The sequence below is a fragment of the Pseudomonas sp. C9D1 genome (assembly GCF_056491235.1).
Window position 1 is genome coordinate 2,547,815 of sequence record NZ_JBSZIE010000002.1, and the last position, 25,242, is coordinate 2,573,056.

Consider the following 25,242-nt stretch of genomic DNA (forward strand, 5'->3'; position numbering starts at 1 on the left):
CTCCGCTACTACTGGTTGCGGGGGTTGGATTTGAACCAACGACCTTCGGGTTATGAGCCCGACGAGCTACCAAGCTGCTCCACCCCGCGTCAAAGCTGGGGCGGAAGTATACGGCCTACGCGCCTTAACGGTCAACCGAACACTCCGCCAGCAAAAAAGCCCGCATGCAGCGGGCTTTCTTGCATTGTATGGTACCGAGGAGGGGACTCGAACCCCTACAGCCTATGGCCACTACCACCTCAAGGTAGCGTGTCTACCAATTCCACCACCTCGGCAAAACTTGCCTTTTTACTTCTGCTCTGGAGCCTGAGGTACATCACCTGCGCTTTCAGCAGGCTTTTGCTCTTCGAGCACCGGCACATCGTCAGCTGCCGGCTTTTGCTGCTGAACCTCGAGAACGGCCGGATCCGGCAGACCTACGTGACTCAGAGCTTCAGCCTTTTCTTTAGCGAAGAACGCTAAGCCCAGGCTGGTTATGAAAAAAACCGCGGCGAGTATACCAGTAACTCGACTCAGAAAGGTAGCAGAACCTTGACTACCGAAAACGGTACCCGAAGCCCCAGCACCGAACGAGGCGCCAGCATCCGCACCCTTACCTTGCTGCAGCAGCACCAGAGCAACGACACCAAGGGCGCCGAGCAGGTGAACCACGATAACGACAGTTTCCAGCATCTCGTCAGCTTCCTGCGGCGCGACAGATCGCACCGAACTCATCCGCATTCAGGGAGGCGCCACCAACAAGCCCCCCGTCGATATCCGGCATGCCGAACAACTCGGCCGCACTGGCGGCCTTGACGCTGCCGCCATAAAGAATCCTTACACCGCGCGCCACCTCGGCATTTTCCGCCGCCAGTTGCGCCCGTATTGCAGCATGCACTTCTTGCGCTTGCTGCGGAGTTGCCGTGAGCCCTGTACCGATAGCCCAGACCGGCTCGTATGCGATCACCGCTTTCGCGAATGCTCCCACGCCGAGCTCTTCGATCACGCTACCGAGCTGACGCCCGACAACCTCAAGAGTCTTGCCCGCTTCACGCTGCTCCTGGGTCTCACCGACGCAGAGCACCGGAACAAGACCGCAAGACTGAGCCGCAGCGAACTTGCGACTAACCACTTCGTCACACTCACCAAGAATAAGGCGGCGCTCGGAATGACCAACGAGAACCAGGGTGCAACCGGCATCAGCCAGCTGACTCGCAGCAACCTCACCCGTGAGCGCACCCTGAACGGGTTCGACTGCACAGTTCTGCGCACCGACGGCAATCGACTTGCCATCCAGGCCTTGCATCACCTGATTGATGTACAGACAGGGCGGGAATACCGCGACTTCGACGCCAGCATTCAATGCCAACTGACGAAGCCCTTTGATCAGCTCTGCGACGCTGGCGCGGGTACCGTGCATTTTCCAGTTACCAGCTACCAGGGGGCGACGCATGCTTTACCTCGTCGATCAAAGTGGGCGCAGATGTTACCCAAGGTTTTTTGAAGTAGCAAGAGAAATCAAGCACATACCTCGGTTACGACTTTAACCAGCTCTTCCGCGTAGCCACGGACCTGGTTTTCATCATCACCCTCGACCATCACGCGGACCAGCGGCTCGGTACCGGACTTGCGCAGCAGCACACGCCCACGCCCCGCCATCTTCTCGGTGACACGAGCGCAGGCATCTTTCACCGCCGGGTGCTCGACCGGATCGATATCACCACCAGCGAAGCGCACGTTCAGCAGCACCTGCGGGCATTTGCGCATCCCCTGACGAGCCTCCGCCAGCGACTGACCACGACGCTGAAGCGCCAGCAGCACCTGAAGCGCGGCAATCAGGGCGTCCCCTGTCGTGGTGAAATGACTGCAGAGGATATGCCCCGAATTCTCGCCGCCCAGACTCCAGCCGCGCTCCTGCATGTCCGCGATGACATAGCGATCGCCGACCTTGGCCCGCGTGAAGGGCACACCCAGCTCACCCAGGGCCAGCTCGAGCCCGAGGTTGCTCATCAGGGTTCCAACCACACCGCCACCCTGGAGCTTGCCTCGCTCATGCAGGTCACGAGCGATGATGAACAACAGTTCGTCGCCATCCACAACGGCACCGGTATGGTCGACCATCAACACGCGGTCGCCGTCGCCATCGAAGGCAATGCCGATATCGGCATGCTGGGCCACCACTTCGGCCTGCAGCGACTCCATGTGCGTCGAGCCACATTTATCGTTGATATTCAGACCGTTCGGCTGGGCAGCCAGTACCGAGACGTTGCCGCCGAGCTCGCGGAAGACGCTGGGAGCAACCTTGTAGGTAGCGCCATGCGCGCAGTCCACAACGATCTTGAGGCCGGCCAGGTCGGTGCTCATGGGCACCGTACTCTTGCAGAACTCGATGTAGCGGCCGGCAGCATCGTTGATACGCGAAACCTTGCCGAGATTGGCCGACTCGACCACCACCATGGGCTGGTCAAGCAGCTCTTCGATCATCAGCTCAACTTCGTCAGAGAGCTTCACACCCTGCCCGGAGAAGAACTTGATGCCGTTGTCGTTATGCGGGTTGTGCGAGGCGCTGATAACGATCCCCGCCTCGGCCAGGAAGGTACGGGTCAGGTAGGCGATAGCCGGAGTCGGCATCGGCCCCAGCAGCATGACGTCCGCACCGGCAGCGGAAAGACCGGCCTCCAGGGCCGATTCGAACATGTACCCGGAAATACGGGTGTCCTTGCCCACCAGGATGCGGCACTTACCTTGCTTGCGGAACGCCATGCCCGCCGCCCAGCCAAGCTTGAGCATGAAATCAGGGGTGATGGGGAACTGACCAACGTGGCCACGAATACCATCGGTGCCGAAATACTTTCTGCTCATGAATGCTCCGTGTTTCTTATTCCGCCGAATTTACCGCGGCGATCATACGTACGACATCGACAGTCTCGGCCACATCATGCACCCGCAGGATGCATGCACCCCTGGCCACCGCCAGGGCGGCCAGGGCCAGACTGCCGTAAAGCCGCTGGTCGACATCTCGACCCAGCGCCTGCCCAACCATGCTCTTGCGCGAAACGCCGACGAGCAGGGGGCGCCCAAGCCCCAGCAACTCTTCGAGGTGTTTGAACAGGCTCAGGTTGTGTTCAAAGGTTTTGGCGAAGCCGAAACCCGGGTCCAGCACGATGCGCTCAGCAGGGATGCCCACCGCCGCACAGGCCGCCATGCGCGCAGCAAGGAACTCACCAACCTCGCCGGTCACGTCACGATACTGAGGGTTCTGCTGCATGGTGCCCGGCTCGCCCAACATGTGCATGAGGCAGACCGGCAGGCCGGTATCGGCCGCCGCATCCAGCGCTCCGTCACGCTGCAGCGAACGCACATCATTGATCAGGCCAGCGCCAAGCCGCGCGCCCTCGCGCATGACTGCCGGCGTGGAGGTATCCAGGGAAACCACCACATCCAACTCGCGGGATATCGCCTCCACCACGGGGGCGACACGCTCCAGCTCCTCGGACGGTGATACCGCCCGCGCGCCCGGCCGAGTCGACTCGCCACCCACATCGATGAGCGTAGCACCGGCCGCCACCATCTCGGCAGCGTGGCGCAGCGCCGCATCGCGCTGGCTGAAGCGCCCGCCGTCGGAGAAGGAATCAGGGGTGACATTGAGAATGCCCATCACGTGCGGGCGGCTCAAATCAAGAACCCGGTTGCCGCAAGGCAACCGGGTCAGGTACTGCGTGGAGCTCATCTAGGAACCTTAGTGTTCGCCAGCAGGGCCGCCGATCGGGTTCTCCGGACGCGGCGCTTCCTCACGGGGAGCAGGCTTGCCGGAGGAGGCACCCGGGCCACCCTCCCAATCCTTGGGCTCGCGAGCAGGACGACCTGCCATGATGTCGTCGATCTGCTCGGCATCGATGGTTTCGAACTTCATCAACGCCTCGGCCATCATGTCCAGCTTGTCGCGGTTCTCCACGAGAATCTGCTTCGCCGTGGCGTAGCAGTGGTCGATGATGCTGCGCACTTCCTGGTCGATCAGTTGCGCGGTCTGCGCCGACACACTGGAGTGCTGGCCACCCGCGCTACGGCCGAGGAAGACTTCACCCTCTTCTTCCGCATACATCAGCGGGCCGAGTTTCTCGGACAGGCCCCACTTGGTCACCATGTTCTTGGCGATCTGGGTGGCGCGCATGATGTCGTTGGAGGCCCCAGTGGTCACACCATCGAAGCCCAGAGTCATCTCCTCGGCGATACGACCACCGAACAGCGAGCAGACCTGGCTGATCAGCGCACGCTTGGAGAGGCTGTAGCGATCCTCCTCCGGGAGGAACATGGTCACACCCAGGGCACGACCGCGCGGGATGATGGAAACCTTGTAAACCGGGTCATGCTCGGGAACCACACGCCCGACGATGGCATGGCCAGCCTCGTGGTAAGCAGTGTTGAGTTTCTCTTTCTCGGACATGACCATGGATTTGCGCTCGGCGCCCATCATGATCTTGTCCTTGGCCAGCTCGAATTCCTTCATCTCAACGATGCGCTTGTTGACGCGCGCAGCGAAAAGCGAGGCCTCGTTGACCAGGTTGGCCAGGTCAGCGCCGGAGAAACCGGGAGTACCACGAGCGATTACACCAGCGTCGACGTCATCGCCCATCGGCACCTTGCGCATGTGCACTTTGAGAATCTGCTCGCGGCCACGGATGTCCGGCAAGCCGACCACCACCTGACGGTCGAAACGGCCCGGGCGCAGCAGCGCCGGGTCCAGTACGTCCGGGCGGTTGGTCGCGGCGATCACGATGATGCCGTCGTTCATCTCAAAGCCGTCCATCTCTACCAGCAACTGGTTGAGGGTCTGCTCGCGTTCGTCATGACCGCCACCCAGGCCAGCACCACGATGACGACCGACTGCGTCGATCTCGTCGATGAAGATGATGCAGGGAGCATGCTTCTTGGCCTGATCGAACATGTCGCGGACACGGGATGCACCCACGCCGACGAACATCTCGACGAAGTCGGAACCGGAGATGGTGAAGAACGGCACCTTGGCTTCACCCGCAATGGCCTTGGCCAGCAGGGTCTTACCGGTACCGGGCGGGCCGACCATCAGCACGCCGCGGGGGATACGGCCACCCAGGCGCTGGAACTTGCCCGGGTCACGCAGGAACTCGACCAGCTCGCCCACTTCTTCCTTGGCTTCGTCGCAGCCTGCGACGTCGGCCAGGGTGGTTTTCACCTGGTCTTCCGAGAGCAGGCGCGCCTTGCTCTTGCCGAAGCTCATGGGGCCGCCGCGGCCGCCTGAGCCGCCCTGCATCTGCCGCATGAAGAACATGAATACCGCAATGATCACCAGGATCGGGAAGCTGGCAACGAGCAACTGGGTCCAGATGCTCTGCTGCTCGGGCTGCTTGCCTTCGATGATCACGTTGTTGTCGATCAAGTCACCGATCAGCCCGCCATCCTGGATAGCCGGACGAATGGTCTTGAAGGAGTCGCCGTCATTCCGCTTACCGGTAATGACGAAGCCGTCGACCGTGACACGCTCGACCTTGCCTTCCTTCACCTGACCGATGAAGTCGGAATAGTTCAGCGTCTGCGGTTCGCTCGGGCTGGAGAAGTTGTTCATCACCGTGACCAGCACGGCGGCGATGATCAGCCACAGGATGAGATTCTTTGCCATATCGTTCAATTAGCTACCCTCTGGAGCAGATCCCGTCCTGGGACGCGCCCCGCATGACGGCTGGTTATCAACCGGCCTAACTTACTATACAACCCCCACCCCTGGCAGGCGCCGTCTGTAACCCTTTATGAAGCCATGGCGCTCGTCACACACCCGAGCCCGTGCATTAAGACCGAAAAACAGGCCGACCGTTGCAGTCTATTCCCCGCAAAAGCCGCGCGCGAGCACCTATTGCTCACTGGGGCACCGGCGCGGCAAAAGCTGCCAACGCGACCACTCACTGCCAAACACCTCAACCCCCATAGGCAGACGTCGAGACAGATGCACCTCAAGCGCAGCGCCACGACCCTGCACCCGATATTGGGGCCATAACGAAAATCACAAGGCCCGCCGGAGACTTTCCCACCAACCCGGGGCTTCCGGGAAAGCCACACCTTCAGTGGAAATGCCCCAAACCAGCAACATACTCTTTCAGCCAACGCTGACTAGTCTTGGAGCGGGCCACAGGAGACTTGCATTCGGCTGTGCGCCCCGAAGTCACTCGGGTAAACTGGCAGCCTTTTTTCGCAGGGGTCTGATTATGGCGCTCTCTCAGGAGCACAAGAAGCAATACAAATCTATCGGCCACCACCTGAAACCGGTATTGATCGTGGCTGAAAATGGTTTGACCGAAGGCGTGCTCGCCGAGCTGGATCGCGCACTCAACGATCACGAGCTGATCAAGGTGCAGTTCCGCATCACCGAGCGTGACGATCGCCGCGCGCTGATCGAAGAACTCTGCAGCACTGGGAAATGCGAACTGGTCCAGATCATCGGCAAGATGGCGCTGGTCTATCGCCGCAACCCCAAGCCGAACCGCAACCTCTCCAATATCAGCCGCTACAGCGGGCTCTGATAGCCCAGGCCGACGCCCGTGGCGCGCTCAGCGCGCCCGAGCTTTATCACCCGGCACCGGCTGGATGACCAGCAAGGCGCCGCAAAATGCCAGCACCAGGTAGTTGAACGCCAACCAGCGCATGGCGCCGGGCTGCACTTGGTTCACCAGCATGAACACCACCGACATCGCCAGAACGGCTATCAGCAGCTGCCCACGGGAGTCACGCTGCAGACTGCGCACACCTTCGATCTGGACCAGAACCACACCCTGAACCAGCACGCAGAAAGCGGTGAAGGCCACCAGCAATGGCGTGAGGCTGCGCGAGACCTCCTCCACCAGCAGTGGCGCAAGACCAACGCGCTCCAGGGTGGGTATCACGACGAAGTGCAAAAGCCAGAGGCCACCGACCCAGAACGTCTGGGCCAGCTGCCAACTGGCTGAAGCCGCGCGAAACCGCCGACGATCAGATATGACGGACCTCGACGATCTCGTACTCGATCAGGCCGCTCGGGGTTTTCACCACGACGATGTCGCCCTCTTCCTTACCTACCAGCGCACGGGCGATGGGCGAGCCCACCGACAGCTTGCCTTGCTTGATGTCGGCCTCATCTTCACCAACGATCTGGTAGGTCACGGTCTCGTCGGTTTCCACGTTGGCGATATCCACCGTGGTGCCGAAGATCACCTTGCCGGTGTGGGCGATGGTGGTGACGTCGATGATCACCGAGTTCTGCAGGCGCCCCTCGATGTCACGGATACGCGCCTCGACCATGCCTTGCTGCTCGCGCGCGGCGTGGTACTCGGCGTTCTCCTTGAGGTCGCCCAGCTCGCGCGCCTCACCGATGGCCTGGCTCAGTTGCGGGCGCATGACCTTGGTCAGATGCGCCAGTTCCTCTTCCAGGGCGCGAGCGCCCTGGACAGTCATGGGGTACTTATTCATGCCTTGATCCCTGCATGCAGATCCTGCAGCCGGCGAACGGTCTTCTCGGGACCGAACTTGAGCGCTTCACAGACCGCCTGCCCCGCCGCGATGGTGGTGGTGCAGTAGATCTTGTGCTGCAGGGCGTTACGACGAATCGAGTAGGAGTCAGCAATCGACTGGCGCCCCTCGGTGGTGTTGATGATCAGGGTAACCTCATCGTTCTTGATCATGTCAACGACATGGGGACGACCCTCGGTCACCTTGTTGACGCGGCGCACCGGCAGGCCGGCAGCCTCGATCACCTTGGCGGTACCGGCGGTAGCGACCACTTCGAAGCCCAGCGCGACCAGGTCACGTGCCACCTGAACGGCTTCCGGCTTGTCGTCTTCGCGGACGCTGATGAACGCGCAACCGGAGTTCGGCAGAATCTCGCTGGCACCCAGCTGCGCCTTGGCGAAGGCTTCGCCGAAGCTGTCGCCTACGCCCATCACTTCACCGGTGGACTTCATTTCCGGGCCGAGGATCGGGTCGACGCCCGGGAACTTGGCGAACGGGAAGACTGCTTCCTTGACGCTGAAGAACGGCGGAATGATTTCTTCTTGGTAGCCGGCCTCGGCCAGGCTCTTGCCCGCCATGACGCGTGCCGCCACCTTGGCCAGGGACTCGCCCACGCACTTGGAGACGAACGGCACGGTACGGGAAGCACGCGGGTTCACTTCGATCACGAAGATGTCTTCGCCCTGCACGGCCATCTGCACGTTCATCAGGCCGACGACACCGAGCTCCAAGGCCATTTTCTTGACCTGGTCACGGATCTCGTCCTGGATGTGCTTGGGCAGCGAGTACGGCGGCAGCGAGCAGGCGGAGTCACCGGAGTGCACGCCAGCCTGTTCGATGTGCTGCATGATCGCGCCGATCACGACGCTCTCGCCGTCGCTCACCGCATCCACGTCCACTTCGATGGCGCAGTTGAGGAAGCGATCCAGCAGCACCGGGCTGTCGTTGGAGACCTTCACCGCTTCACGCATGTAGCGCTTGAGCTCTTCTTCCTGGTAGACGATTTCCATCGCCCGGCCGCCCAGTACGTAGGACGGGCGCACCACCATCGGATAACCGATGTTCTTCGACAGAGCCAGGGCCTCGTCTTCGCTGCGGGCAGTGGCGTTGGCCGGCTGGCGCAGACCGAGACGCTGAACCATCTGCTGGAAGCGCTCGCGGTCCTCGGCACGGTCGATGGCCTCGGGGCTGGTACCGATGATCGGCACGCCGGCCTCTTCCAGGGCGCGGCAGATCTTCAGCGGAGTCTGGCCGCCGTACTGGACGATCACGCCCTTCGGCTGCTCGACACGGACGATTTCCAGCACGTCTTCCAAGGTGACCGGCTCGAAGTACAGGCGGTCGGAGGTGTCGTAGTCGGTGGAGACGGTTTCCGGGTTGCAGTTGACCATGATGGTCTCGTAACCGTCTTCACGCATGGCCAGTGCCGCGTGTACGCAGCAGTAGTCGAACTCGATGCCCTGGCCGATACGGTTGGGGCCACCGCCGAGGATCATGATCTTCTCGCGGCTCGACGGGTTGGCTTCGCACTCTTCCTCGTAGGTCGAGTACATGTAGGCGGTATCGGTGGCGAACTCGGCGGCGCAGGTGTCCACGCGCTTGTACACCGGCAGCACCTTGAGCTTGTGGCGATGGGCACGCAGGCTCTTCTCGGAAACACCGAGCAGCTTGGCCAGGCGCGCATCGGAGAAGCCCTTGCGCTTGAGCTTGAACATCAGGTCGCGGTCGATGGCGGACAGGCCGAGGGTCTGTACAGTCGCCTCATCCTTGATCAGGTCCTCGATCTGCACCAGGAACCACTCGTCGATACGGGTCAGCTCGAACACTTCGGCGATGGTCTTGCCAGCGCGGAAGGCGTCGGCCACGTACCAGATACGGTCAGCGCTGGGCACGGTCAGTTCGCGACGCAGGGTGCTTTCGGCTTCCGGGTCGTTCAGGTCCAGCTTCGGATCGAAACCGGCAACGCCGACTTCCAGGCCGCGCAGGGCTTTCTGCATGGACTCCTGGAAGGTACGGCCGATGGCCATGACTTCACCGACGGACTTCATCTGGGTGGTCAGGCGGGCGTCGGCCTTGGGGAATTTCTCGAAGGCGAAGCGCGGCACCTTGGTGACCACGTAGTCGATGGCCGGCTCGAAGGACGCCGGGGTACGGCCGCCGGTGATGTCGTTGGACAGTTCGTCCAGGGTGTAGCCGACGGCCAGCTTGGCGGCGATCTTGGCGATCGGGAAGCCGGTGGCCTTGGAGGCCAGTGCCGACGAACGCGATACGCGCGGGTTCATCTCGATCACGACCATGCGGCCGGTGTTCGGGCAGATGCCGAACTGGACGTTGGAACCGCCGGTCTCGACGCCGATCTCGCGCAGTACGGCCAGGGAGGCGTTGCGCAGGATCTGGTATTCCTTGTCGGTCAGGGTCTGGGCCGGGGCCACGGTGATGGAGTCACCGGTGTGCACGCCCATCGGGTCGAAGTTCTCGATGGAGCAAACGATGATGCAGTTGTCCTTCTTGTCGCGGACCACCTCCATCTCGTACTCCTTCCAGCCGATCAGCGATTCGTCGATCAGCAATTCGCTGGTCGGCGACAGATCCAGGCCGCGGGCGCAGATTTCCTCGAATTCTTCACGGTTGTAGGCGATGCCGCCGCCGGTGCCGCCCATGGTGAAGGACGGACGGATGATGCAGGGGAAGCCCACCTTCTCCAGCACGCCGTAGGCTTCTTCCATGTTGTGGGCAATGCCGGAAACCGGACAGGCCAGGCCGATGTCCTTCATCGCCTTGTCGAAGCGCGAGCGGTCTTCGGCCTTGTCGATGGTGTCGGCGTTGGCACCGATCATCTCGACGCCGAACTTCTCCAGCACGCCGTGCTTTTCCAGGTCCAGCGCGCAGTTCAGCGCGGTCTGGCCGCCCATGGTCGGCAGCAGTGCGTCGGGGCGCTCCTTCTCGATGATCTTGGCCACGGTGGCCCACTTGATCGGCTCGATGTAGGTGGCGTCGGCCATGGCCGGGTCGGTCATGATGGTGGCCGGGTTGGAGTTCACCAGGATGACGCGGTAACCCTCTTCCTTCAGGGCCTTGCAGGCCTGAGCGCCGGAGTAGTCGAACTCGCAGGCCTGGCCGATGACGATCGGGCCGGCGCCGAGGATCAGGATGCTTTTGATATCTGTACGTTTAGGCATTTTTACTCACTCGAATCCTTGGGTCAGTCGGCAGGCTTAGCGGCGCTTGGCCATGGCTTCGATGAAGCGGTCGAACAGCGGGGCCACATCGTGGGGGCCGGGGCTCGCCTCCGGATGTCCCTGGAAGCTGAAGGCTTCCTTGTCGGTACGCTCGATGCCCTGCAGGGTGCCGTCGAACAGCGACTTGTGGATGGGGCGGACATTGGCCGGCAGGCTGGTCTCGTCCACGGCGAAACCGTGGTTCTGGCTGGTGATCATGACCACGCCACTGTCCAGGTCCTGGACGGGGTGGTTGGCACCATGGTGGCCGTGGCCCATCTTCAGGGTCTTGGCGCCGGACGCCAGGGCCAGCAACTGGTGGCCGAGGCAGATGCCGAAGACCGGAATCTCGGTCTCGAGGATTTCCTTGATCGCCGCAATGGCGTAGTCGCAGGGCTCGGGGTCACCAGGGCCGTTGGACAGGAACACGCCATCGGGATTCAGTGCCAGCACTTCGCTGGCCGGGGTCTGCGCGGGGACCACGGTCAGGCGGCAGCCACGGTCGACCAGCATGCGCAGGATGTTCAGCTTCACGCCGTAGTCGAACGCCACCACGTGGTAGGGCAGTTCGCTGGCGGGGATTTCCGGGTGGCTGTCGGTTTTCAGGTCCCAGATGCCGGAGCGCCACTCATAGCGTTCGGTGCAGCTGACCACCTTGGCCAGGTCCATGCCCTTCAGGCCAGGGAAGCTGCGCGCAAGCTCCAGCGCCTTCTCCGCAGTGGCGCCTTCACCGGTGAGGATGCAGCCGTTCTGCGAACCTTTCTCGCGCAGGATGCGGGTCAGGCGGCGGGTATCGATACCGGCGATGGCGACGGTGCCATTGGCTTCCAGATAGTCGGGCAGCGATTGCTTGTTACGCCAGTTGCTGGCCAGCAGCGGCAGATCACGGATGATCAGGCCGGCAGCCCAGACGCGATCGGACTCGGCATCTTCCGGCGTGGTGCCGGTGTTGCCGATATGGGGATAGGTCAGGGTAACGATTTGCTGGGCATAGGAAGGATCGGTGAGGATTTCCTGGTAGCCGGTCATGGCGGTGTTGAACACCACCTCTCCGATGGTCTGGCCGTCGGCCCCGATGGATTCACCGAGGAAAATGCTGCCGTCGGCAAGCGCGAGTATGGCTGGCTTAGTCAAGAAGACCTCCCGTAGATCAAGGCTGAAGCAAACGCAGGTTGTAAAAAAGCGGGATGACGTTTTGAACCGTCACCCCGCTTTTTTATCTGAGCCATTCTGCGTAACTTTTAGTGGACACACTAAAGCTGCAGCTTACAGGAAAGGCCTTTTACGGTCCACCGTGGAGTAGGACCTTTCGGCAGTCTCAGCGCAGGCCGAGCACATCCTGCATATCGTAGAGGCCCGCTTCCCGCCCTTCCAGCCAAGCGGCCGCACGAACCGCGCCACGGGCGAAGGTCATGCGGCTCGAGGCCTTGTGGGTGATCTCCACGCGCTCGCCATCGGCGGCGAACAGCACGGTGTGATCACCGACCACATCGCCGGCGCGCACGGTGGCGAAACCGATGGTTTCGCGCGGGCGGGCACCGGTCTGGCCTTCGCGACCGTAAACGGCCACTTTTTCCAGATCACGCCCCAATGCACTGGCGACGACCTCACCCATGCGCAGCGCGGTGCCGGACGGCGCATCCACCTTGTGGCGGTGGTGGGCTTCGATGATCTCGATATCCATATCGTCACCCAGAACCCGGGCAGCCGTATCGAGCAGCTTCAGACAGAGGTTCACGCCCACGCTGTAGTTGGCGGCGAAGACGATGGGGATCTCCTTCGCCGCGACACTCAGCAGCTCCTTTTCCTGAGCACTGAAACCGGTGGTGCCGATGACCATGGCCTTGCCCGCCTTGCGGCAGACTTCCAGGTTCTTCAGGGTCACGGTCGGGTGGGTGAAGTCGATCAGCACGTCGAACTCGTCGATCACCTTGGCCAGGTCGCCCGACAGCGGCACACCGATACGGCCCAGGCCGGCCAGCTCGCCGGCATCGGCGCCCACCAGGGTGCTGTCCGGGCGATCGATCGCCGCGGTCAGGCCAGCGCTACCGCCGGTCTGCTGCACCGCCTCGATCAGGATCTTGCCCATGCGCCCGGCGGCGCCCATCACTGCAATACGTCGCATAACCAAAGCTCCAAGCTGCAAGCCCCGAGCCGCAGGCGCTGCTCCTGGAGCCTGCGCCTGCAGTTGGGGCCGGGGTATCAAAGATCGCCGAAGAAGCGCTTCATGCCTTCGAACCAGCTACTGGCCTTGGGCGAGTGGGAGCCGTCGTTCTGCAGGCTCTTGCGGAACTCTTCGAGGAGCTCGCGCTGGCGCTTATCGAGGTTCACCGGCGTTTCGACCACCACGCGGCACATCAGGTCGCCCGCACCACCACCGCGCACCGGGGCCACGCCCTTACCGCGCAGGCGGAACAGCTTACCGGTCTGGGTCGCCTCGGGGATCTTCAGCTTCACACGACCGTCGAGGGTCGGCACTTCCAGCTCACCCCCCAGGGCGGCGTCGGCGAAGCTGATCGGCACTTCGCAATAGAGGTGCTTGCCGTCGCGCTGGAAGATCGGGTGCTCGCGCACATTGACCACGACATAGAGATCACCAGCCGGGCCGCCCATTGCGCCCGCTTCGCCTTCGCCCGAAAGACGGATGCGATCGCCAGTATCGACACCAGCCGGCACTTTCACCGACAGGGTCTTGTGCTCTTCCACACGCCCCTGGCCGTGGCAGCTGCCACAGGGGTCGGAAATCATCTTGCCGGTGCCATGGCAACGCGGGCAGGTCTGCTGCACCGAGAAGAAGCCCTGCTGCATCCGCACCTGGCCGATGCCGCCACAGGTGGTGCAGGTCACCGGGCTGGTGCCCTTCTTGGCGCCGGACCCTTCACAGGTCTTGCAATTGACCAGGGTCGGCACGCGAATGGTGACGGTGGTACCGCGAACCGCTTCTTCCAGGTCCAGCTCCAGGGTGTAGCGCAAGTCGCTGCCACGCTGGGCACCGCCACGCTGACCACCGCGCTGGCCGCCGAAGAAGTCGCTGAACACATCGCCAAAGATGTCGGAGAAGCTGGCGCCGCCGAAGCCTGCGCCACCACCTGCCCCCATCTGCGGATCGACGCCGGCGTGGCCGTACTGGTCGTACGCGGCACGCTTGCTGGCGTCGGAGAGCACTTCGTAGGCCTCGTTGGCCTCCTTGAATTTCTCTTCAGCCGCCTTGTCGTCCGGATTGCGGTCCGGGTGGTATTTCATGGCCAGACGACGATAAGCCTTCTTCAGCTCAGCCTCGCTGGCGCCCCGCTCGACACCGAGGATTTCGTAAAAGTCACGTTTAGCCATTGGTTCTCACACTCTTCAAATTTTGCGCCCTCCAGACACGCCGACGCGGGAGCAAGCTCCCGCGCGGCGCATCAACCTGCGGGGTCAGGCCCCGCAGGCAGGAGAGCAAGCAAGCCTGATGCTTACTTGTTGTCCTTGACCTCTTCGAACTCGGCGTCGACGGCATCGTCGGATGCCTTGTCGTCGCCGGCCGGAGCACCTTCGCCAGCCTGGGGCTGTTCGGCGTACATCTTCTGCGCCAGCGGAGTGGAAGCCTGGGACAGGGCATTCATCTTGGCTTCGATCTCGGCCTTGTCGTCGCCCTTGACGGCAACTTCCAGCTCACCCAGCGCCTTCTCGATGGCAGCCTTCTCGTCGGCAGTGGCCTTGTCGCCAGCCTCGGTGACCATCTTGCGGGTCGCATGGACCAACGCATCACCCTGGTTACGGGCGGCGGCCAGCTCCTCGAACTTGCGATCCTCCTCGGCATTGGCCTCGGCGTCACGCACCATCTGCTGGATTTCGTCCTCGGACAGGCCGGAGTTGGCCTTGATCACGATGGACTGCTGCTTGCCGGTGGCCTTGTCCTTGGCGGACACGTGCAGGATGCCGTTGGCGTCGATGTCGAAGGTCACCTCGACCTGCGGCACACCACGGGGAGCCGGCGGAATCTCGGCCAGGTCGAACTTGCCCAGGGACTTGTTCTGCGCGGCCTGCTTGCGCTCGCCCTGCAGCACGTGAATGGTCACGGCGGACTGGTTGTCGTCGGCGGTCGAGAACACCTGCGACTTCTTGGTCGGGATGGTGGTGTTCTTCTCGATCAGCGCGGTCATCACGCCACCCAGGGTTTCGATACCCAGGGTCAGCGGGGAAACGTCGAGCAGCAGCACGTCCTTCACGTCACCGGACAGTACGGCGCCCTGGATGGCGGCACCGATGGCCACGGCTTCGTCCGGGTTGACGTCCTTGCGTGCTTCCTTGCCGAAGAAGTCGGCAACCTGCTTCTGCACCAGCGGCATGCGGGTCTGGCCGCCGACCAGGATCACTTCGTGGATATCACCCACATCCAGGCCAGCATCCTTCAGCGCGATACGGCACGGCTCGATGGTACGAGCGACCAGGTCTTCGACCAGGGCTTCCAGCTTGGCGCGGGAAATTTTCACGTTCAGGTGCTTCGGACCGGTCTGGTCTGCAGTGATGTACGGCAGGTTGACGTCGGTCTGCTGGCTGGAGGACAGCTCGATCTTGGCCTTCTCGGCAGCCTCTTTCAGGCGCTGCATGGCCAGGGGATCGCCCTTCAGGTCCATACCGGACTCTTTCTTGAACTCGTCGACGAGGTAGTCGATCAGGCGGATGTCGAAGTCCTCACCACCCAGGAAGGTGTCGCCGTTGGTGGCCAGAACCTCGAACTGGTGCTCGCCGTCGACTTCGGCGATCTCGATCACCGACACGTCGAAGGTACCGCCGCCCAGGTCATAGACGATCACGGTGTGGTCGCCCTTGGCCTTGTCCATGCCATAGGCCAGCGCAGCCGCAGTCGGTTCGTTGATGATGCGTTTGACGTCCAGACCGGCGATACGACCGGCGTCCTTGGTAGCCTGGCGCTGGCTGTCGTTGAAGTAGGCCGGAACGGTGATCACCGCTTCGGTCACGGTCTCGCCGAGGTAGTCTTCGGCGGTCTTCTTCATCTTCTTCAGCACTTCCGCGGAAATTTGCGGCGGCGCCATCTTCTGGCCCTTCACTTCGACCCAGGCGTCACCGTTGTCGGCCTTGGCGATCTTGTAGGGAACCATCTTGATGTCTTTCTGCACGACGTCTTCTTCGAAGCGACGACCGATCAGGCGCTTCACGGCGTACAGGGTGTTGTGCGGGTTGGTTACCGCCTGGCGCTTGGCGGACTGGCCGACAAGGATCTCGCCATCGTTGGTGTAAGCGATGATCGACGGAGTGGTACGAGTGCCTTCGGCGTTCTCGATCACCTTGACGTTACCGTTCTCCAGGATAGCCACGCAGGAGTTGGTGGTCCCCAGGTCGATACCGATGATTTTGCCCATATTCTCTCTCCCGAAACTTTGGATTTGCCGAGACCCCGTTTCACTGGCCGCGGCAGCATAAAAACGCTTGAACTAACAAATGGGGGCCGGAGGCCGGATTTCAAGCCTGCTCGTCGATGGACGGCGGCGCTTCACTCGGAGCCTTGCTGACCACCACCATGGCGGGGCGCAGCAGGCGACCGTTCAGCAGGTAGCCCTTCTGGAACACCTTCAGCACGCTACCGGGCTCCACGTGGGTGCTTTCCTGCATTGCCATGGCCTGGTGGTGCTCCGGGTTGAACGGCGCACCGTGCGGGTCGACCGCTTCCAGCTGGTAGCGCTTGAGGGTGTCGTGGAACAGCTTGAGCGTCAGTTCCATGCCCTCACGCACCGGCTTGATCGACTCGTCATCGGCCGCGGTCAGCTCCAGACCACGCTCGAGGCTGTCCACCACCGGCAGCAGGTCATTGGCGAATTTTTCCAGCGCGAACTTGTGCGCCTTTTCCACATCCTGCTCGGCACGGCGGCGGATGTTCTGCAATTCGGCGGCAACGCGCAGGGACTGATCCTGGGCGGCAGCCAGTTGCTCTTCCAGCGTCTGCACACGAACCGCCAGATCGTCGCCAGCGGCGCCTTCGGCAGCAGCGTTCGCTTCAGGGTTCTGATTATCCAGGGTCTGTTCGTCAGCCATGCGTTCCTCCTTTCAAAAACGGGCCGGGGCATAACCCGGCGATCTGTCCGCCTATATGGGGTCGCAATTTGTCGGTTCAAGGGGGAGGGGTGATTGTCAGGCGGAAAACAAACACTGTATAAATACCCAGCCATCGCCCTGGGAGTGCCGCCATGCTGGTCCACCTTTCCGTTCACAACTACGCCATCGTCGAACACCTCGATCTCGAACTCGCCGGCGGCATGTCGGTGATCACCGGCGAGACCGGTGCAGGCAAGTCGATCATGCTCGACGCACTCGGCCTGACCCTGGGCGACCGCGCCGACAGCGGCGTGGTGCGCCCCGGCGCGGACAAGGCCGACATCCTCGCCAGCTTCGACCTCCACGACATCCCCGAGGCCCGCACCTGGCTCGCCGAGCGCGACCTGGACAACGACGGCCCCTGCATCCTGCGCCGGGTCATCACCGCCGAAGGCCGTTCGCGCGCCTATATAAATGGCACCCCCTGCCCCCAGGGCGACCTCAAGACCCTGGGCGAGCTGCTGATCGACATCCACAGCCAGCACGAGCACCAGTCGCTGCTCAAGCTCGACACCCACCGCCGTCTGCTCGACGAGTTCGCCAGTGCCAGCGAGCTGGCCCGCCAGGTCCAGCTCGCCGCGCAGCGCTGGAAACAGACCCGCCAGGAGCTGGAGCGTCTGTCGCGCAGCGGCGAAGAACAGCGCGCCCGCCACCAGTTGCTCAGCTACCAGCTGGAGGAACTGGAAAACCTCGCCCTCGGCGAATCCGAACTCGACCAGCTGGAGCAGGAGCACAAGAACCTCTCCAACGCCGAGAGCCTGCTCGCCGGCTGCCGCCAGGTGCTGGACATGTGCAGCGAAAGCGATGCGGGAAACGTACTCAGCGCGCTCACCTCCAGCCTCAACCGCCTCACCGCCTTCAACACCCAGCAGGGCGCCATCGCCGAAGCGGTCAACCTGCTGGCCAGCGCCCAGATCCAGGTGGAGGAAGCGGTTGGCGAGATCAACCGCTTCATCGACCACTTCGACGCCGACCCACAGCGCCAGCAGCAGCTGGAAGAGCGCCTGGACACCATCTATACGCTGGCGCGCAAGCACCGCGTACACCCGGGCGAACTGGCCAACCTGCAGCAATCCCTGCTGGAAGAGATCGAGGCGCTGAATGCCGATGACGAAGCCGTCGAGCGCCTGACCGAGGAGCTCGAGTCCTACACCCGCCACTACCAGACCAAGGCGGCGGAGCTGAGCAAGCTGCGCGGCAAATCCGCCGGCAAGCTGGCCAAGGCGGTGGAAGTCGAGATGCAACGCCTGGGCATGCCCGGCGGGCGCTTCACCATCGAACTGCACCCGCTGCAGGCACAGGATCCGCAGGCTAACGGCATGGAGCAGGTCGAGTTCCTGGTCAGCGCCAACCCCGGCCAACCCCTCAAGGCACTGGCGAAGGTCGCCTCGGGTGGCGAACTCTCACGCATCAGCCTGGCCATCCAGGTGATCACCGCCCAGACCTCACGGGTACCGACCCTGGTCTTCGACGAAGTGGACGTGGGCATCGGCGGTCCCACCGCCGAAGTGGTCGGGCAACTGCTGCGCCGCCTCGGCGAGCGCGGCCAGGTGCTCACCGTCACCCACTTGCCGCAGGTAGCAGCACAGGGTCACAACCACCTGTTCGTGCACAAGCTGCGCGGCAGCAAGGAAACCCGCACCGCCGTCTCCAACCTCACCGAAGCCGCGCGTATCGAGGAGATCGCGCGCATGCTTGGCGGACTCGACCTCACCGACGAATCCATCGCCCACGCCAGGAAAATGGTCACCAGCGCCCAGGGCTGACTTCCCAATGCGCGAAAACGGAGAAGGCGACCCGAGGGTCGCCTTCTTCTTTTACCAACTGGCAGTGCGCTTACTTCTTCTTGCGCACGTACAGCACCAGATTGTGATCGACCAGCTCGAAGCCATGCTCCTTGACGATCTCTTTCTGGCGTTTCTCGATCTCGGTATCGAAGAACTCGATCACCTCACCGCTATCGACACAGACCATATGGTCGTGGTGGCCGCCGTCGGCCAGTTCGAAGACGGCGTGGCCGCCATCGAAGTTGTGGCGCACCACGAGACCGGCAGCCTCGAATTGGGTCAGCACGCGGTAGACAGTCGCCAACCCCACGTCCTCACCCGCCTCCATCAGTGCCTTGTAGACATCTTCGGCACTCATGTGGCGCTGCTCGGTGGAGTCAAGCATCTGCAGGATCTTGACTCGAGGCAGGGTCACCTTGAGGCCGGCTTTGCGAAGTTCGTTATTTTCAACCATGGTCAGCTTTCTCGTGGACGCTGCTTCGCAGCTTCCCTTAATGCGGGTATGATCGGATTTTCGTTGCCCAGCCAAGATAGTGGAAGTCACCCACCGATGCAAAACACCAAGCTCTTGCTGACCAGCCTCACCTTCGCAGGTCTGGTCGCACTCGCCGGCTGTTCATTCCCCGGGGTTTACAAAATCGACATCCAGCAGGGCAATGTCGTGACGCAGGACATGATAGACCAGTTGAAGCCCGGAATGACCCGGCGACAAGTGAGGTTTATCATGGGCAACCCGCTGATCACCGACACCTTCCACGCCAACCGTTGGGATTACCTCTACAGCATCCAGCCCGGCGGCGGTGAGCGCCAGCAGGAGCGCGTCAGCCTGGTGTTCGACGGCAGCGACCAACTGGTTGGCCTGGCCGGTGACTTCATGCCTGGCGTGAGCCGCGACGAAGCCATTCTCGGCAGCGACGGCAGCACCGAAGTGAAGAGCGAGAAGCCTGCCCAGCAACAGCAGGAAGAGAAGCCGAAGCCCGGCTCGCTGCTCGAGCAGATCCAGAAGGAAGTGGACCAGGTGGAAACCGTACCGGTGCCCACGCCCGAGCCGCTGGAAACCTCGCCGCAGTAATCACTGCGCAGAAAAAAGCCCGGACTGGTTCCGGGCTTTTTCATGGGCGCCTGTTATGCAACCCGCCGCGTTATTCCTCTACCGACCGCGCCTGGGCGGCACGGGCCGCGCGAAGCTTGCGCACTTCCTTCGGGTCGGCGAGCAGCGGGCGGTAGATCTCGATGCGATCCCCCTCCTCCAGCACCCGCGCCTCGGGATTGGCCAACGCCTTGCCAAAGATGCCCAGCGGGCAGATGGCCAGATCCAGCTCGGGAAACTCCGCCGCCAGCCCTGACGCCATCACTGCCGCACGCGCCGTAGCGCCCACGGCCACATCCAGGCTCAGCAAGCGCTGACGATCGGCCAGCGCGCAGACGACTTCGATACCGATCGACTCAGCCATGAAGCTGCTTGGCCCGCTGACAGAAAGCATCGACCAGGGTATTCGCGGCCTGATTGAACAGCGGCCCGAGGGTCGCCTTGACGATGGGCCCCGCGTAATCGAACGACAGATCCAGGCTGATCTTGCAGGCCTTCTCGCCCAACGCCTTGAAGTTCCACACGCCATGCAGCTCGCTGAATGGGCCTTCTTCCAGGTTCATTTCGATCACCTGTCCCGGCACCAGCCGGTTGCGGGTGACGAAGCGCTGACTGAGCCCGCCCTTGGCCACGCCGAGGCTGGCCACCATCTCGGTTTCGCTCGCTTCCAGCACTTCGCTGGAGGAGCACCAGGGCAGGAACTCGGGGTATCTCGCCACGTCGTTGACCAGATCGTAGAGCGCCTGCGCAGGGTACGGCAGCAGAGCGGAGCGCTGGATATGGGTGGTCATCTGGGCCTCTGAACGTCGGTCAGTCGGCTGCGCCGGAGCGAGCAACACGGCTGGTCAAAAAAAGAGCGCGCATTGTCAGGGATTCACCCCTCGCGCTCAAGCCTACGCCGCCGTAGCGGCCTCGCCTGGGACTCCCTATAATGCCGCGCCTATGGCTAAGCAAAAGAAACATCCCCAAGGCACCATCGCGCAGAACAAGAAGGCTCTGCATGACTACTTCGTCGAACAGCGCTTCGAGGCCGGCATGGCGCTCGCAGGCTGGGAGGTCAAGAGTCTGCGCGCCGGCAAAGCCCAACTGGTGGACAGCTACGTGTTGCTCAAGGACGGCGAAGCCTGGTTGCTCGGCAGCCACTTCACGCCCCTGAAAACCGCCAGCACCCACGTGATCGCCGACCCGGTCCGCACCCGCAAGCTGCTGCTGCACAAGCGTGAGCTGGGCAAGCTGATCGGTGCGGTCCAGCAGAAGGGTTATGCCTGCGTGGCACTGTCGCTCTACTGGAAGGCCCACCTGGTCAAGTGCGAGATCGCGCTGGTCAAGGGCAAGAAGGAATTCGACAAGCGCGCCACCGAGAAGGAACGCGACTCCGATCGCGAGATCGCACGCGTCATGCGCACCAAAGGCAAGGAAGACTGAGCGCCGACCCACGCCGGTCGCTGCTCCAGCCGCAAGGCTGATGCTTCAGATTCCCTGCCTGCGTTGCGCGCGTTCCATCCGTAGCGCTTCCAGCTGCCCTTCCGCCAAGACCTCCTGCACGTAATCGATGTGCTGGTGCGAGATTTCCCGCGCCTCCTCGGCACGTCGCTCGACGATCGCCTCAAACAAGGCCCGGTGCTGCCTCATCAGCATGTCGCGGGTCTCGCCGCGCTGCAGGTACATGCCTCCAATATTGGTGACCACGTTGTGCTTGAGCAGTTCGAACAAGCCGCGGATGGTGTGCAGCAGCACGGCGTTGTGGCTGGCCTCGGCGATCGCCAGGTGGAAGCGCGCATCGGCGGCGCCCTCTTCTTCCCGGGTCGCCTTGCTGCCGGGCATGTAGCAGGCCTGCAGCGCCTCGAAAGCCTCGCGCAGGCGCTCGTGATCGACCGAGGTCGCGCGCTGCGCCGCATAGAAGGCGCATGAACCCTCCAGCGTGTGGCGGAACTCCAGCAGGTCGCGCTGGGCATCCGGGTTGCCTTCCAGCAGCGACAGCAACGGGTCGCTGAAGGTGGAGCCCAGCTCGGCGGACACATAGTTGCCCCCGCCCTGGCGGCTGATCAGCAACCCCTTGGCCACCAGCTTCTGGATCGCCTCGCGCAGCGACGGCCGGGACACCCCGAACTGCTCCGCCAGCAGGCGTTCCGCCGGCAGCCGCTCACCGGCCTTCAGGGTGCCTTCGAGGATCATCGACTCCAGGTGACTGACGATGTCATCCGACAGACGGCGCTGACGCACCTGACCAAATCCCATACCCCTCCCGCCTCTTTTCCACAGCCCATCCGGGCAGTCTGGCGCGGTAGCCCGCGCATATCCGGCGGCAGCCTAACCAGCCCCCGCTCGGCGCACAAGAAAAGCTCGACCGCCGCCCTCTCGACCAAAGTTGTAGGACAGGAAATTGACATGCGCACGGTAAGACTTTTACCCTGAGCCGTCGATTTTGTAAATTGGTATTACCAATTTCGACGAAGTACGCCAGATCCGGCCAATGCCTGCTGCGACGCCAAAAGCATCGCGCCCACCCGGACGGCCCACAGGCACTCCAAAAACAATTACGGAGCCAACCACCATGCAAGCATGGCAACAGATCTACACCCCTCTCGGCAGCCTCGGCCTGTCCGCTGCCGTCGCCGTGATCCCGATCGTGTTCTTCTTCCTCGCCCTCGCAGTATTCCGCCTCAAGGGCCATATCGCCGGCACCATCACCCTTGCCCTGGCGATCGCCGTTGCCATCTTCGCCTTCAACATGCCCGCCGACATGGCCTTCGCCGCGGCCGGCTACGGTTTCGCCTACGGCCTCTGGCCGATCGCCTGGATCATCGTCGCGGCGGTGTTCCTCTACAAACTCACGGTCAAGAGCGGCCAGTTCGAAGTGATCCGCAGCTCGGTGCTGTCGATCACCGGTGACCAACGCCTGCAGGTGCTGCTGATCGGCTTCTCCTTCGGCGCCTTCCTCGAAGGTGCGGCCGGCTTCGGCGCCCCCGTGGCCATCACCGCCGCGCTGCTGGTGGGCCTGGGCTTCAACCCGCTCTACGCCGCCGGCCTGTGCCTGATCGCCAACACCGCACCGGTGGCCTTCGGCGCTCTGGGCATCCCGATCATCGTCGCGGGCCAGGTCACCGGCATCGACGCGTTCAAGATCGGCGCCATGACCGGCCGCCAACTGCCCTTCCTGTCGATCCTCGTGCCCTTCTGGCTGGTGGCGATGATGGACGGCTGGCGCGGCGTGAAGGAAACCTGGCCCGCCGCCCTGGTGGCCGGCGGCAGCTTTGCCATCACCCAGTACTTCACTTCCAACTTCATCGGCCCGGAACTGCCGGACATCACCTCCGCCCTGGTCAGCCTGGTATCCCTGACCCTGTTCCTCAAGGTCTGGCAGCCCGCCAGCGCGCGGAACACCGAAGTGGCCGGCGTATCCGGCGGCGCAGCGGTTCTCGGCGGCTTCGGCGGCCCGCGCAGCACCGAGCCTTCGCCCTACAGCTTCGGCGAGATCCTCAAGGCCTGGTCGCCCTTCCTGATCCTCACCGTGCTGGTGACCATCTGGACCCTCAAGCCCTTCAAGGCGATGTTCGCCCCGGGCGGCGCCATGGAGCAGTTCGTCTTCATGTTCGCCATCCCGCACCTGGACCAGCTGGTCCTCAAGGGCGCGCCCATCGTCGCCGCCACCACGGCCATGCCGGCGGTGTTCAAGCTGGACCCGATCTCCGCCACCGGCACCGCGATCTTCTTCTCCGCGCTGCTGTCGATGCTGGTACTCAAGGTCAATGTTAAAAATGGTCTGACCACTTTTGGCGAAACCCTGGTCGAGCTGAAGTGGCCGATCCTCTCCATCGGCATGGTGCTGGCCTTCGCCTTCGTCACCAACTACTCGGGCATGTCCACCACCCTGGCGCTGGTCCTCGCCGGCACCGGTGCGGCCTTCCCGTTCTTCTCGCCCTTCCTTGGCTGGCTGGGGGTCTTCCTGACCGGCTCGGACACCTCGTCCAACGCCCTGTTCAGCTCCCTGCAATCCACCACTGCGCACCAGATCGGCGTCAACGACACCCTGCTGGTGGCCGCCAACACCAGCGGCGGCGTGACCGGCAAGATGATCTCGCCGCAGTCCATCGCCGTGGCCTGCGCCGCCACCGGGATGGTCGGCAAGGAATCGGACCTGTTCCGCTTCACCCTGAAGCACAGCCTGATCTTCGCCGCCTTCGTCGGCCTGATCACCCTGGCCCAGGCCTATGTCTTCACCGGCATGCTGGTCCACTAAGCCGGATCGGCTGCGCGTCGGCGATACGGCGTTGGAAATGGCCTCGGAGATGCTCACCTACAGTCGTAGGCTCCGCTCCCTCGGCCATTTCCGCCTTGTCTCGCTCTAGCTCGCTCGACCCTCGCAACGTGCCACGCTTCTTTCATTCAACGGTAGGGACCCCATGATCATCTCCGCCTCCACCGACTACCGCGCCGCCGCCCAGCGCAAGCTGCCGCCCTTCCTGTTCCACTACATCGATGGCGGCGCCTACGCCGAATACACGATGCGGCGCAACGTCGAGGACCTCTCCGGCATCGCCCTGCGCCAGCGCGTGCTGAAGAACATGTCCGAGCTGAGCCTCGAGACCCAGCTGTTCGGCGAGACCCTCACCATGCCGGTGGCCCTGGCCCCGGTGGGCCTCACCGGCATGTACGCCCGTCGCGGCGAAGTGCAGGCGGCCAAGGCGGCAGCGGACAAGGGCATCCCCTTCACCCTCTCCACCGTCTCGGTGTGCCCCATCGAGGAAGTGGCCCCGGCCATCCAGCGCCCCATGTGGTTCCAGCTCTACGTGCTGAAGGACCGCGGCTTCATGAGGAACGCCCTGGAGCGCGCCAAGGCCGCCGGCGTCACCACCCTGGTGTTCACCGTCGACATGCCCGTGCCCGGCGCCCGCTACCGCGACGCCCACTCCGGCATGAGCGGCCCCAACGCCGCCATGCGCCGCGTGCTGCAAGCCATGACCCACCCAGCCTGGGCCTGGGACGTCGGCCTGCTGGGCAAGCCCCATGACCTCGGCAACATCTCCACCTACCGGGGCAACCCCACGGGCCTGGCCGACTACATCGGCTGGCTCGGCGCCAACTTCGACCCGTCGATCTCCTGGAAAGACCTGGAGTGGATCCGCGAATTCTGGGACGGCCCCATGGTCATCAAGGGCATTCTCGACCCCGAGGACGCCCGTGACGCGGTCACCTTCGGCGCCGACGGCATAGTCGTTTCCAACCACGGCGGCCGCCAGCTCGACGGCGTACTCTCCAGCGCCCGCGCCCTGCCGGCCATCGCCGACGCGGTGAAGGGCGAGCTGAAGATCCTCGCCGACTCCGGCATCCGCACCGGCCTCGACGTGGTGCGCATGCTCGCCCTCGGCGCCGACACCGTGATGCTCGGCCGTGCCTTCGTCTACGCCCTGGCTGCGGCCGGCGGCGCGGGTGTGAGCAATCTGCTGGAATTGATCGACAAGGAAATGCGCGTGGCCATGGTGCTCACCGGCGCCAAGAGCATCAGCGAAATCAGCGCCGACTCGCTGGTACGCGAACTCGGCCGCTGATCCGCCCCACCCAT

General features: G+C 63.1%; 23 protein-coding genes and 2 tRNA genes. 6 read left to right on the plus strand and 19 right to left on the minus strand.

What is annotated here, in order from left to right; genetic code table 11:
- Window positions 1–12: 12 nt before the first annotated feature.
- The 7 genes from ACXI0U_RS20035 to ftsH all read right to left on the minus strand — a co-directional run bounded on the left by ACXI0U_RS20035 (window position 13) and on the right by ftsH (window position 5,635).
- Window positions 13–89, minus strand: a tRNA-Met gene (locus tag ACXI0U_RS20035).
- Window positions 90–189: 100 nt separating this feature from the next.
- Window positions 190–275, minus strand: a tRNA-Leu gene (locus ACXI0U_RS20040).
- 13 nt (window positions 276–288) lie between these two features.
- On the minus strand, window positions 289–672 hold the full coding sequence (gene secG / locus ACXI0U_RS20045) for a preprotein translocase subunit SecG (RefSeq protein ID WP_021222238.1): 384 nt from the start codon (window positions 670–672) through the stop codon (window positions 289–291).
- Between the two features lie 4 nt (window positions 673–676).
- Window positions 677–1,432, minus strand: coding sequence for a triose-phosphate isomerase (gene tpiA, locus ACXI0U_RS20050; protein ID WP_479550740.1), 756 nt, complete (start codon window positions 1,430–1,432; stop codon window positions 677–679).
- Window positions 1,433–1,497: 65 nt separating this feature from the next.
- Window positions 1,498–2,841 (minus strand): phosphoglucosamine mutase, encoded by a 1,344-nt coding sequence (gene glmM, locus ACXI0U_RS20055; protein ID WP_265169782.1) that lies wholly within the window; start codon window positions 2,839–2,841, stop codon window positions 1,498–1,500.
- A gap of 16 nt (window positions 2,842–2,857) precedes the next feature.
- Window positions 2,858–3,709, minus strand: coding sequence for a dihydropteroate synthase (folP, locus tag ACXI0U_RS20060; protein ID WP_479550741.1), 852 nt, complete (start codon window positions 3,707–3,709; stop codon window positions 2,858–2,860).
- A 9-nt stretch (window positions 3,710–3,718) separates the two neighbouring features.
- Entirely contained in the window at window positions 3,719–5,635 is a 1,917-nt protein-coding gene (ftsH, locus tag ACXI0U_RS20065) for an ATP-dependent zinc metalloprotease FtsH (protein WP_021222234.1), read from the minus strand.
- Window positions 5,636–6,215: 580 nt separating this feature from the next.
- Between ftsH and ACXI0U_RS20070 the strand changes: the two genes are divergently transcribed.
- The gene (locus tag ACXI0U_RS20070) at window positions 6,216–6,530 is read left to right on the plus strand and encodes a YhbY family RNA-binding protein (protein ID WP_021222233.1); all 315 of its coding nucleotides are present in this window, start codon (window positions 6,216–6,218) and stop codon (window positions 6,528–6,530) included.
- 27 nt (window positions 6,531–6,557) lie between these two features.
- Here ACXI0U_RS20070 and ACXI0U_RS20075 read toward each other — a convergent pair whose 3' ends face one another.
- The 8 genes from ACXI0U_RS20075 to grpE form a co-directional block, all read right to left on the minus strand.
- On the minus strand, window positions 6,558–6,983 hold the full coding sequence (locus tag ACXI0U_RS20075) for a hypothetical protein (RefSeq protein ID WP_043245232.1): 426 nt from the start codon (window positions 6,981–6,983) through the stop codon (window positions 6,558–6,560).
- Window positions 6,976–7,452, minus strand: a complete 477-nt coding sequence (gene greA, locus ACXI0U_RS20080; protein WP_031288836.1) for a transcription elongation factor GreA — start codon at window positions 7,450–7,452, stop codon at window positions 6,976–6,978. Before greA ends, ACXI0U_RS20075 begins: the two co-directional genes overlap by 8 nt.
- Window positions 7,449–10,670, minus strand: coding sequence for a carbamoyl-phosphate synthase large subunit (gene carB / locus ACXI0U_RS20085; protein ID WP_184491066.1), 3,222 nt, complete (start codon window positions 10,668–10,670; stop codon window positions 7,449–7,451). Before carB ends, greA begins: the two co-directional genes overlap by 4 nt.
- A 36-nt stretch (window positions 10,671–10,706) precedes the next feature.
- The gene (carA, locus tag ACXI0U_RS20090) at window positions 10,707–11,843 is read right to left on the minus strand and encodes a glutamine-hydrolyzing carbamoyl-phosphate synthase small subunit (protein WP_021222327.1); all 1,137 of its coding nucleotides are present in this window, start codon (window positions 11,841–11,843) and stop codon (window positions 10,707–10,709) included.
- 184 nt (window positions 11,844–12,027) lie between these two features.
- Window positions 12,028–12,834 (minus strand): 4-hydroxy-tetrahydrodipicolinate reductase, encoded by an 807-nt coding sequence (gene dapB, locus ACXI0U_RS20095; RefSeq protein WP_271659083.1) that lies wholly within the window; start codon window positions 12,832–12,834, stop codon window positions 12,028–12,030.
- A gap of 77 nt (window positions 12,835–12,911) precedes the next feature.
- A complete protein-coding gene (gene dnaJ, locus ACXI0U_RS20100) occupies window positions 12,912–14,039 on the minus strand; it encodes a molecular chaperone DnaJ (RefSeq protein ID WP_021222329.1) in 1,128 nt (375 codons plus the stop codon).
- A gap of 122 nt (window positions 14,040–14,161) precedes the next feature.
- Window positions 14,162–16,072 (minus strand): molecular chaperone DnaK, encoded by a 1,911-nt coding sequence (gene dnaK, locus ACXI0U_RS20105; RefSeq protein WP_021222330.1) that lies wholly within the window; start codon window positions 16,070–16,072, stop codon window positions 14,162–14,164.
- A 100-nt stretch (window positions 16,073–16,172) separates the two neighbouring features.
- Window positions 16,173–16,742: a nucleotide exchange factor GrpE gene (gene grpE / locus ACXI0U_RS20110; RefSeq protein ID WP_021222331.1), complete on the minus strand. Its 570-nt coding sequence runs from the start codon at window positions 16,740–16,742 to the stop codon at window positions 16,173–16,175.
- 152 nt (window positions 16,743–16,894) lie between these two features.
- On the opposite strand from grpE, the gene recN reads away from it, so the two are divergent.
- On the plus strand, window positions 16,895–18,568 hold the full coding sequence (gene recN, locus ACXI0U_RS20115) for a DNA repair protein RecN (protein WP_479550742.1): 1,674 nt from the start codon (window positions 16,895–16,897) through the stop codon (window positions 18,566–18,568).
- A 70-nt stretch (window positions 18,569–18,638) separates the two neighbouring features.
- On the opposite strand, the gene fur is transcribed toward recN, so the two are convergent.
- On the minus strand, window positions 18,639–19,043 hold the full coding sequence (gene fur / locus ACXI0U_RS20120) for a ferric iron uptake transcriptional regulator (RefSeq protein ID WP_021222333.1): 405 nt from the start codon (window positions 19,041–19,043) through the stop codon (window positions 18,639–18,641).
- Window positions 19,044–19,139: 96 nt separating this feature from the next.
- Between fur and ACXI0U_RS20125 the strand changes: the two genes are divergently transcribed.
- A complete protein-coding gene (locus tag ACXI0U_RS20125) occupies window positions 19,140–19,661 on the plus strand; it encodes an outer membrane protein assembly factor BamE (protein ID WP_043245389.1) in 522 nt (173 codons plus the stop codon).
- Between the two features lie 70 nt (window positions 19,662–19,731).
- Here ACXI0U_RS20125 and ACXI0U_RS20130 read toward each other — a convergent pair whose 3' ends face one another.
- Together ACXI0U_RS20130 and ACXI0U_RS20135 are read right to left on the minus strand one after the other, a co-directional pair.
- Window positions 19,732–20,043 (minus strand): RnfH family protein, encoded by a 312-nt coding sequence (locus ACXI0U_RS20130; RefSeq protein ID WP_479550743.1) that lies wholly within the window; start codon window positions 20,041–20,043, stop codon window positions 19,732–19,734.
- Window positions 20,036–20,470, minus strand: a complete 435-nt coding sequence (locus ACXI0U_RS20135) for a type II toxin-antitoxin system RatA family toxin (RefSeq protein WP_263401493.1) — start codon at window positions 20,468–20,470, stop codon at window positions 20,036–20,038. The genes ACXI0U_RS20130 and ACXI0U_RS20135 overlap by 8 nt, the downstream gene beginning before the upstream one ends.
- A 151-nt stretch (window positions 20,471–20,621) precedes the next feature.
- Between ACXI0U_RS20135 and smpB the strand changes: the two genes are divergently transcribed.
- Window positions 20,622–21,104, plus strand: a complete 483-nt coding sequence (gene smpB / locus ACXI0U_RS20140; RefSeq protein ID WP_316924533.1) for an SsrA-binding protein SmpB — start codon at window positions 20,622–20,624, stop codon at window positions 21,102–21,104.
- 45 nt (window positions 21,105–21,149) lie between these two features.
- On the opposite strand, the gene ACXI0U_RS20145 is transcribed toward smpB, so the two are convergent.
- Window positions 21,150–21,917, minus strand: a complete 768-nt coding sequence (locus ACXI0U_RS20145; RefSeq protein WP_263401494.1) for an FCD domain-containing protein — start codon at window positions 21,915–21,917, stop codon at window positions 21,150–21,152.
- A 316-nt stretch (window positions 21,918–22,233) separates the two neighbouring features.
- Between ACXI0U_RS20145 and ACXI0U_RS20150 the strand changes: the two genes are divergently transcribed.
- Together ACXI0U_RS20150 and lldD are read left to right on the plus strand one after the other, a co-directional pair.
- Window positions 22,234–23,919, plus strand: a complete 1,686-nt coding sequence (locus ACXI0U_RS20150; RefSeq protein WP_479550744.1) for a lactate permease LctP family transporter — start codon at window positions 22,234–22,236, stop codon at window positions 23,917–23,919.
- A gap of 163 nt (window positions 23,920–24,082) precedes the next feature.
- Entirely contained in the window at window positions 24,083–25,228 is a 1,146-nt protein-coding gene (gene lldD / locus ACXI0U_RS20155; protein WP_479550745.1) for an FMN-dependent L-lactate dehydrogenase LldD, read from the plus strand.
- Window positions 25,229–25,242 lie beyond the last annotated feature (14 nt).

Bases quoted from the DNA above. Each gene is read 5' to 3' on its own strand.
- secG (WP_021222238.1), bottom strand. From the start codon at position 672: ATGCTGGAAACTGTCGTTATCGTGGTTCACCTGCTCGGCGCCCTTGGT.
- tpiA (WP_479550740.1), bottom strand. From the start codon at position 1,432: ATGCGTCGCCCCCTGGTAGCTGGTAACTGGAAAATGCACGGTACCCGC.
- glmM (WP_265169782.1), bottom strand. From the start codon at position 2,841: ATGAGCAGAAAGTATTTCGGCACCGATGGTATTCGTGGCCACGTTGGT.
- folP (WP_479550741.1), bottom strand. From the start codon at position 3,709: ATGAGCTCCACGCAGTACCTGACCCGGTTGCCTTGCGGCAACCGGGTT.
- ftsH (WP_021222234.1), bottom strand. From the start codon at position 5,635: ATGGCAAAGAATCTCATCCTGTGGCTGATCATCGCCGCCGTGCTGGTC.
- ACXI0U_RS20070 (WP_021222233.1), top strand. From the start codon at position 6,216: ATGGCGCTCTCTCAGGAGCACAAGAAGCAATACAAATCTATCGGCCAC.
- greA (WP_031288836.1), bottom strand. From the start codon at position 7,452: ATGAATAAGTACCCCATGACTGTCCAGGGCGCTCGCGCCCTGGAAGAG.
- carB (WP_184491066.1), bottom strand. From the start codon at position 10,670: ATGCCTAAACGTACAGATATCAAAAGCATCCTGATCCTCGGCGCCGGC.
- dapB (WP_271659083.1), bottom strand. From the start codon at position 12,834: ATGCGACGTATTGCAGTGATGGGCGCCGCCGGGCGCATGGGCAAGATC.
- dnaJ (WP_021222329.1), bottom strand. From the start codon at position 14,039: ATGGCTAAACGTGACTTTTACGAAATCCTCGGTGTCGAGCGGGGCGCC.
- dnaK (WP_021222330.1), bottom strand. From the start codon at position 16,072: ATGGGCAAAATCATCGGTATCGACCTGGGGACCACCAACTCCTGCGTG.
- grpE (WP_021222331.1), bottom strand. From the start codon at position 16,742: ATGGCTGACGAACAGACCCTGGATAATCAGAACCCTGAAGCGAACGCT.
- recN (WP_479550742.1), top strand. From the start codon at position 16,895: ATGCTGGTCCACCTTTCCGTTCACAACTACGCCATCGTCGAACACCTC.
- fur (WP_021222333.1), bottom strand. From the start codon at position 19,043: ATGGTTGAAAATAACGAACTTCGCAAAGCCGGCCTCAAGGTGACCCTG.
- ACXI0U_RS20125 (WP_043245389.1), top strand. From the start codon at position 19,140: ATGCAAAACACCAAGCTCTTGCTGACCAGCCTCACCTTCGCAGGTCTG.
- ACXI0U_RS20130 (WP_479550743.1), bottom strand. From the start codon at position 20,043: ATGGCTGAGTCGATCGGTATCGAAGTCGTCTGCGCGCTGGCCGATCGT.
- ACXI0U_RS20135 (WP_263401493.1), bottom strand. From the start codon at position 20,470: ATGACCACCCATATCCAGCGCTCCGCTCTGCTGCCGTACCCTGCGCAG.
- smpB (WP_316924533.1), top strand. From the start codon at position 20,622: ATGGCTAAGCAAAAGAAACATCCCCAAGGCACCATCGCGCAGAACAAG.
- ACXI0U_RS20145 (WP_263401494.1), bottom strand. From the start codon at position 21,917: ATGGGATTTGGTCAGGTGCGTCAGCGCCGTCTGTCGGATGACATCGTC.
- ACXI0U_RS20150 (WP_479550744.1), top strand. From the start codon at position 22,234: ATGCAAGCATGGCAACAGATCTACACCCCTCTCGGCAGCCTCGGCCTG.
- lldD (WP_479550745.1), top strand. From the start codon at position 24,083: ATGATCATCTCCGCCTCCACCGACTACCGCGCCGCCGCCCAGCGCAAG.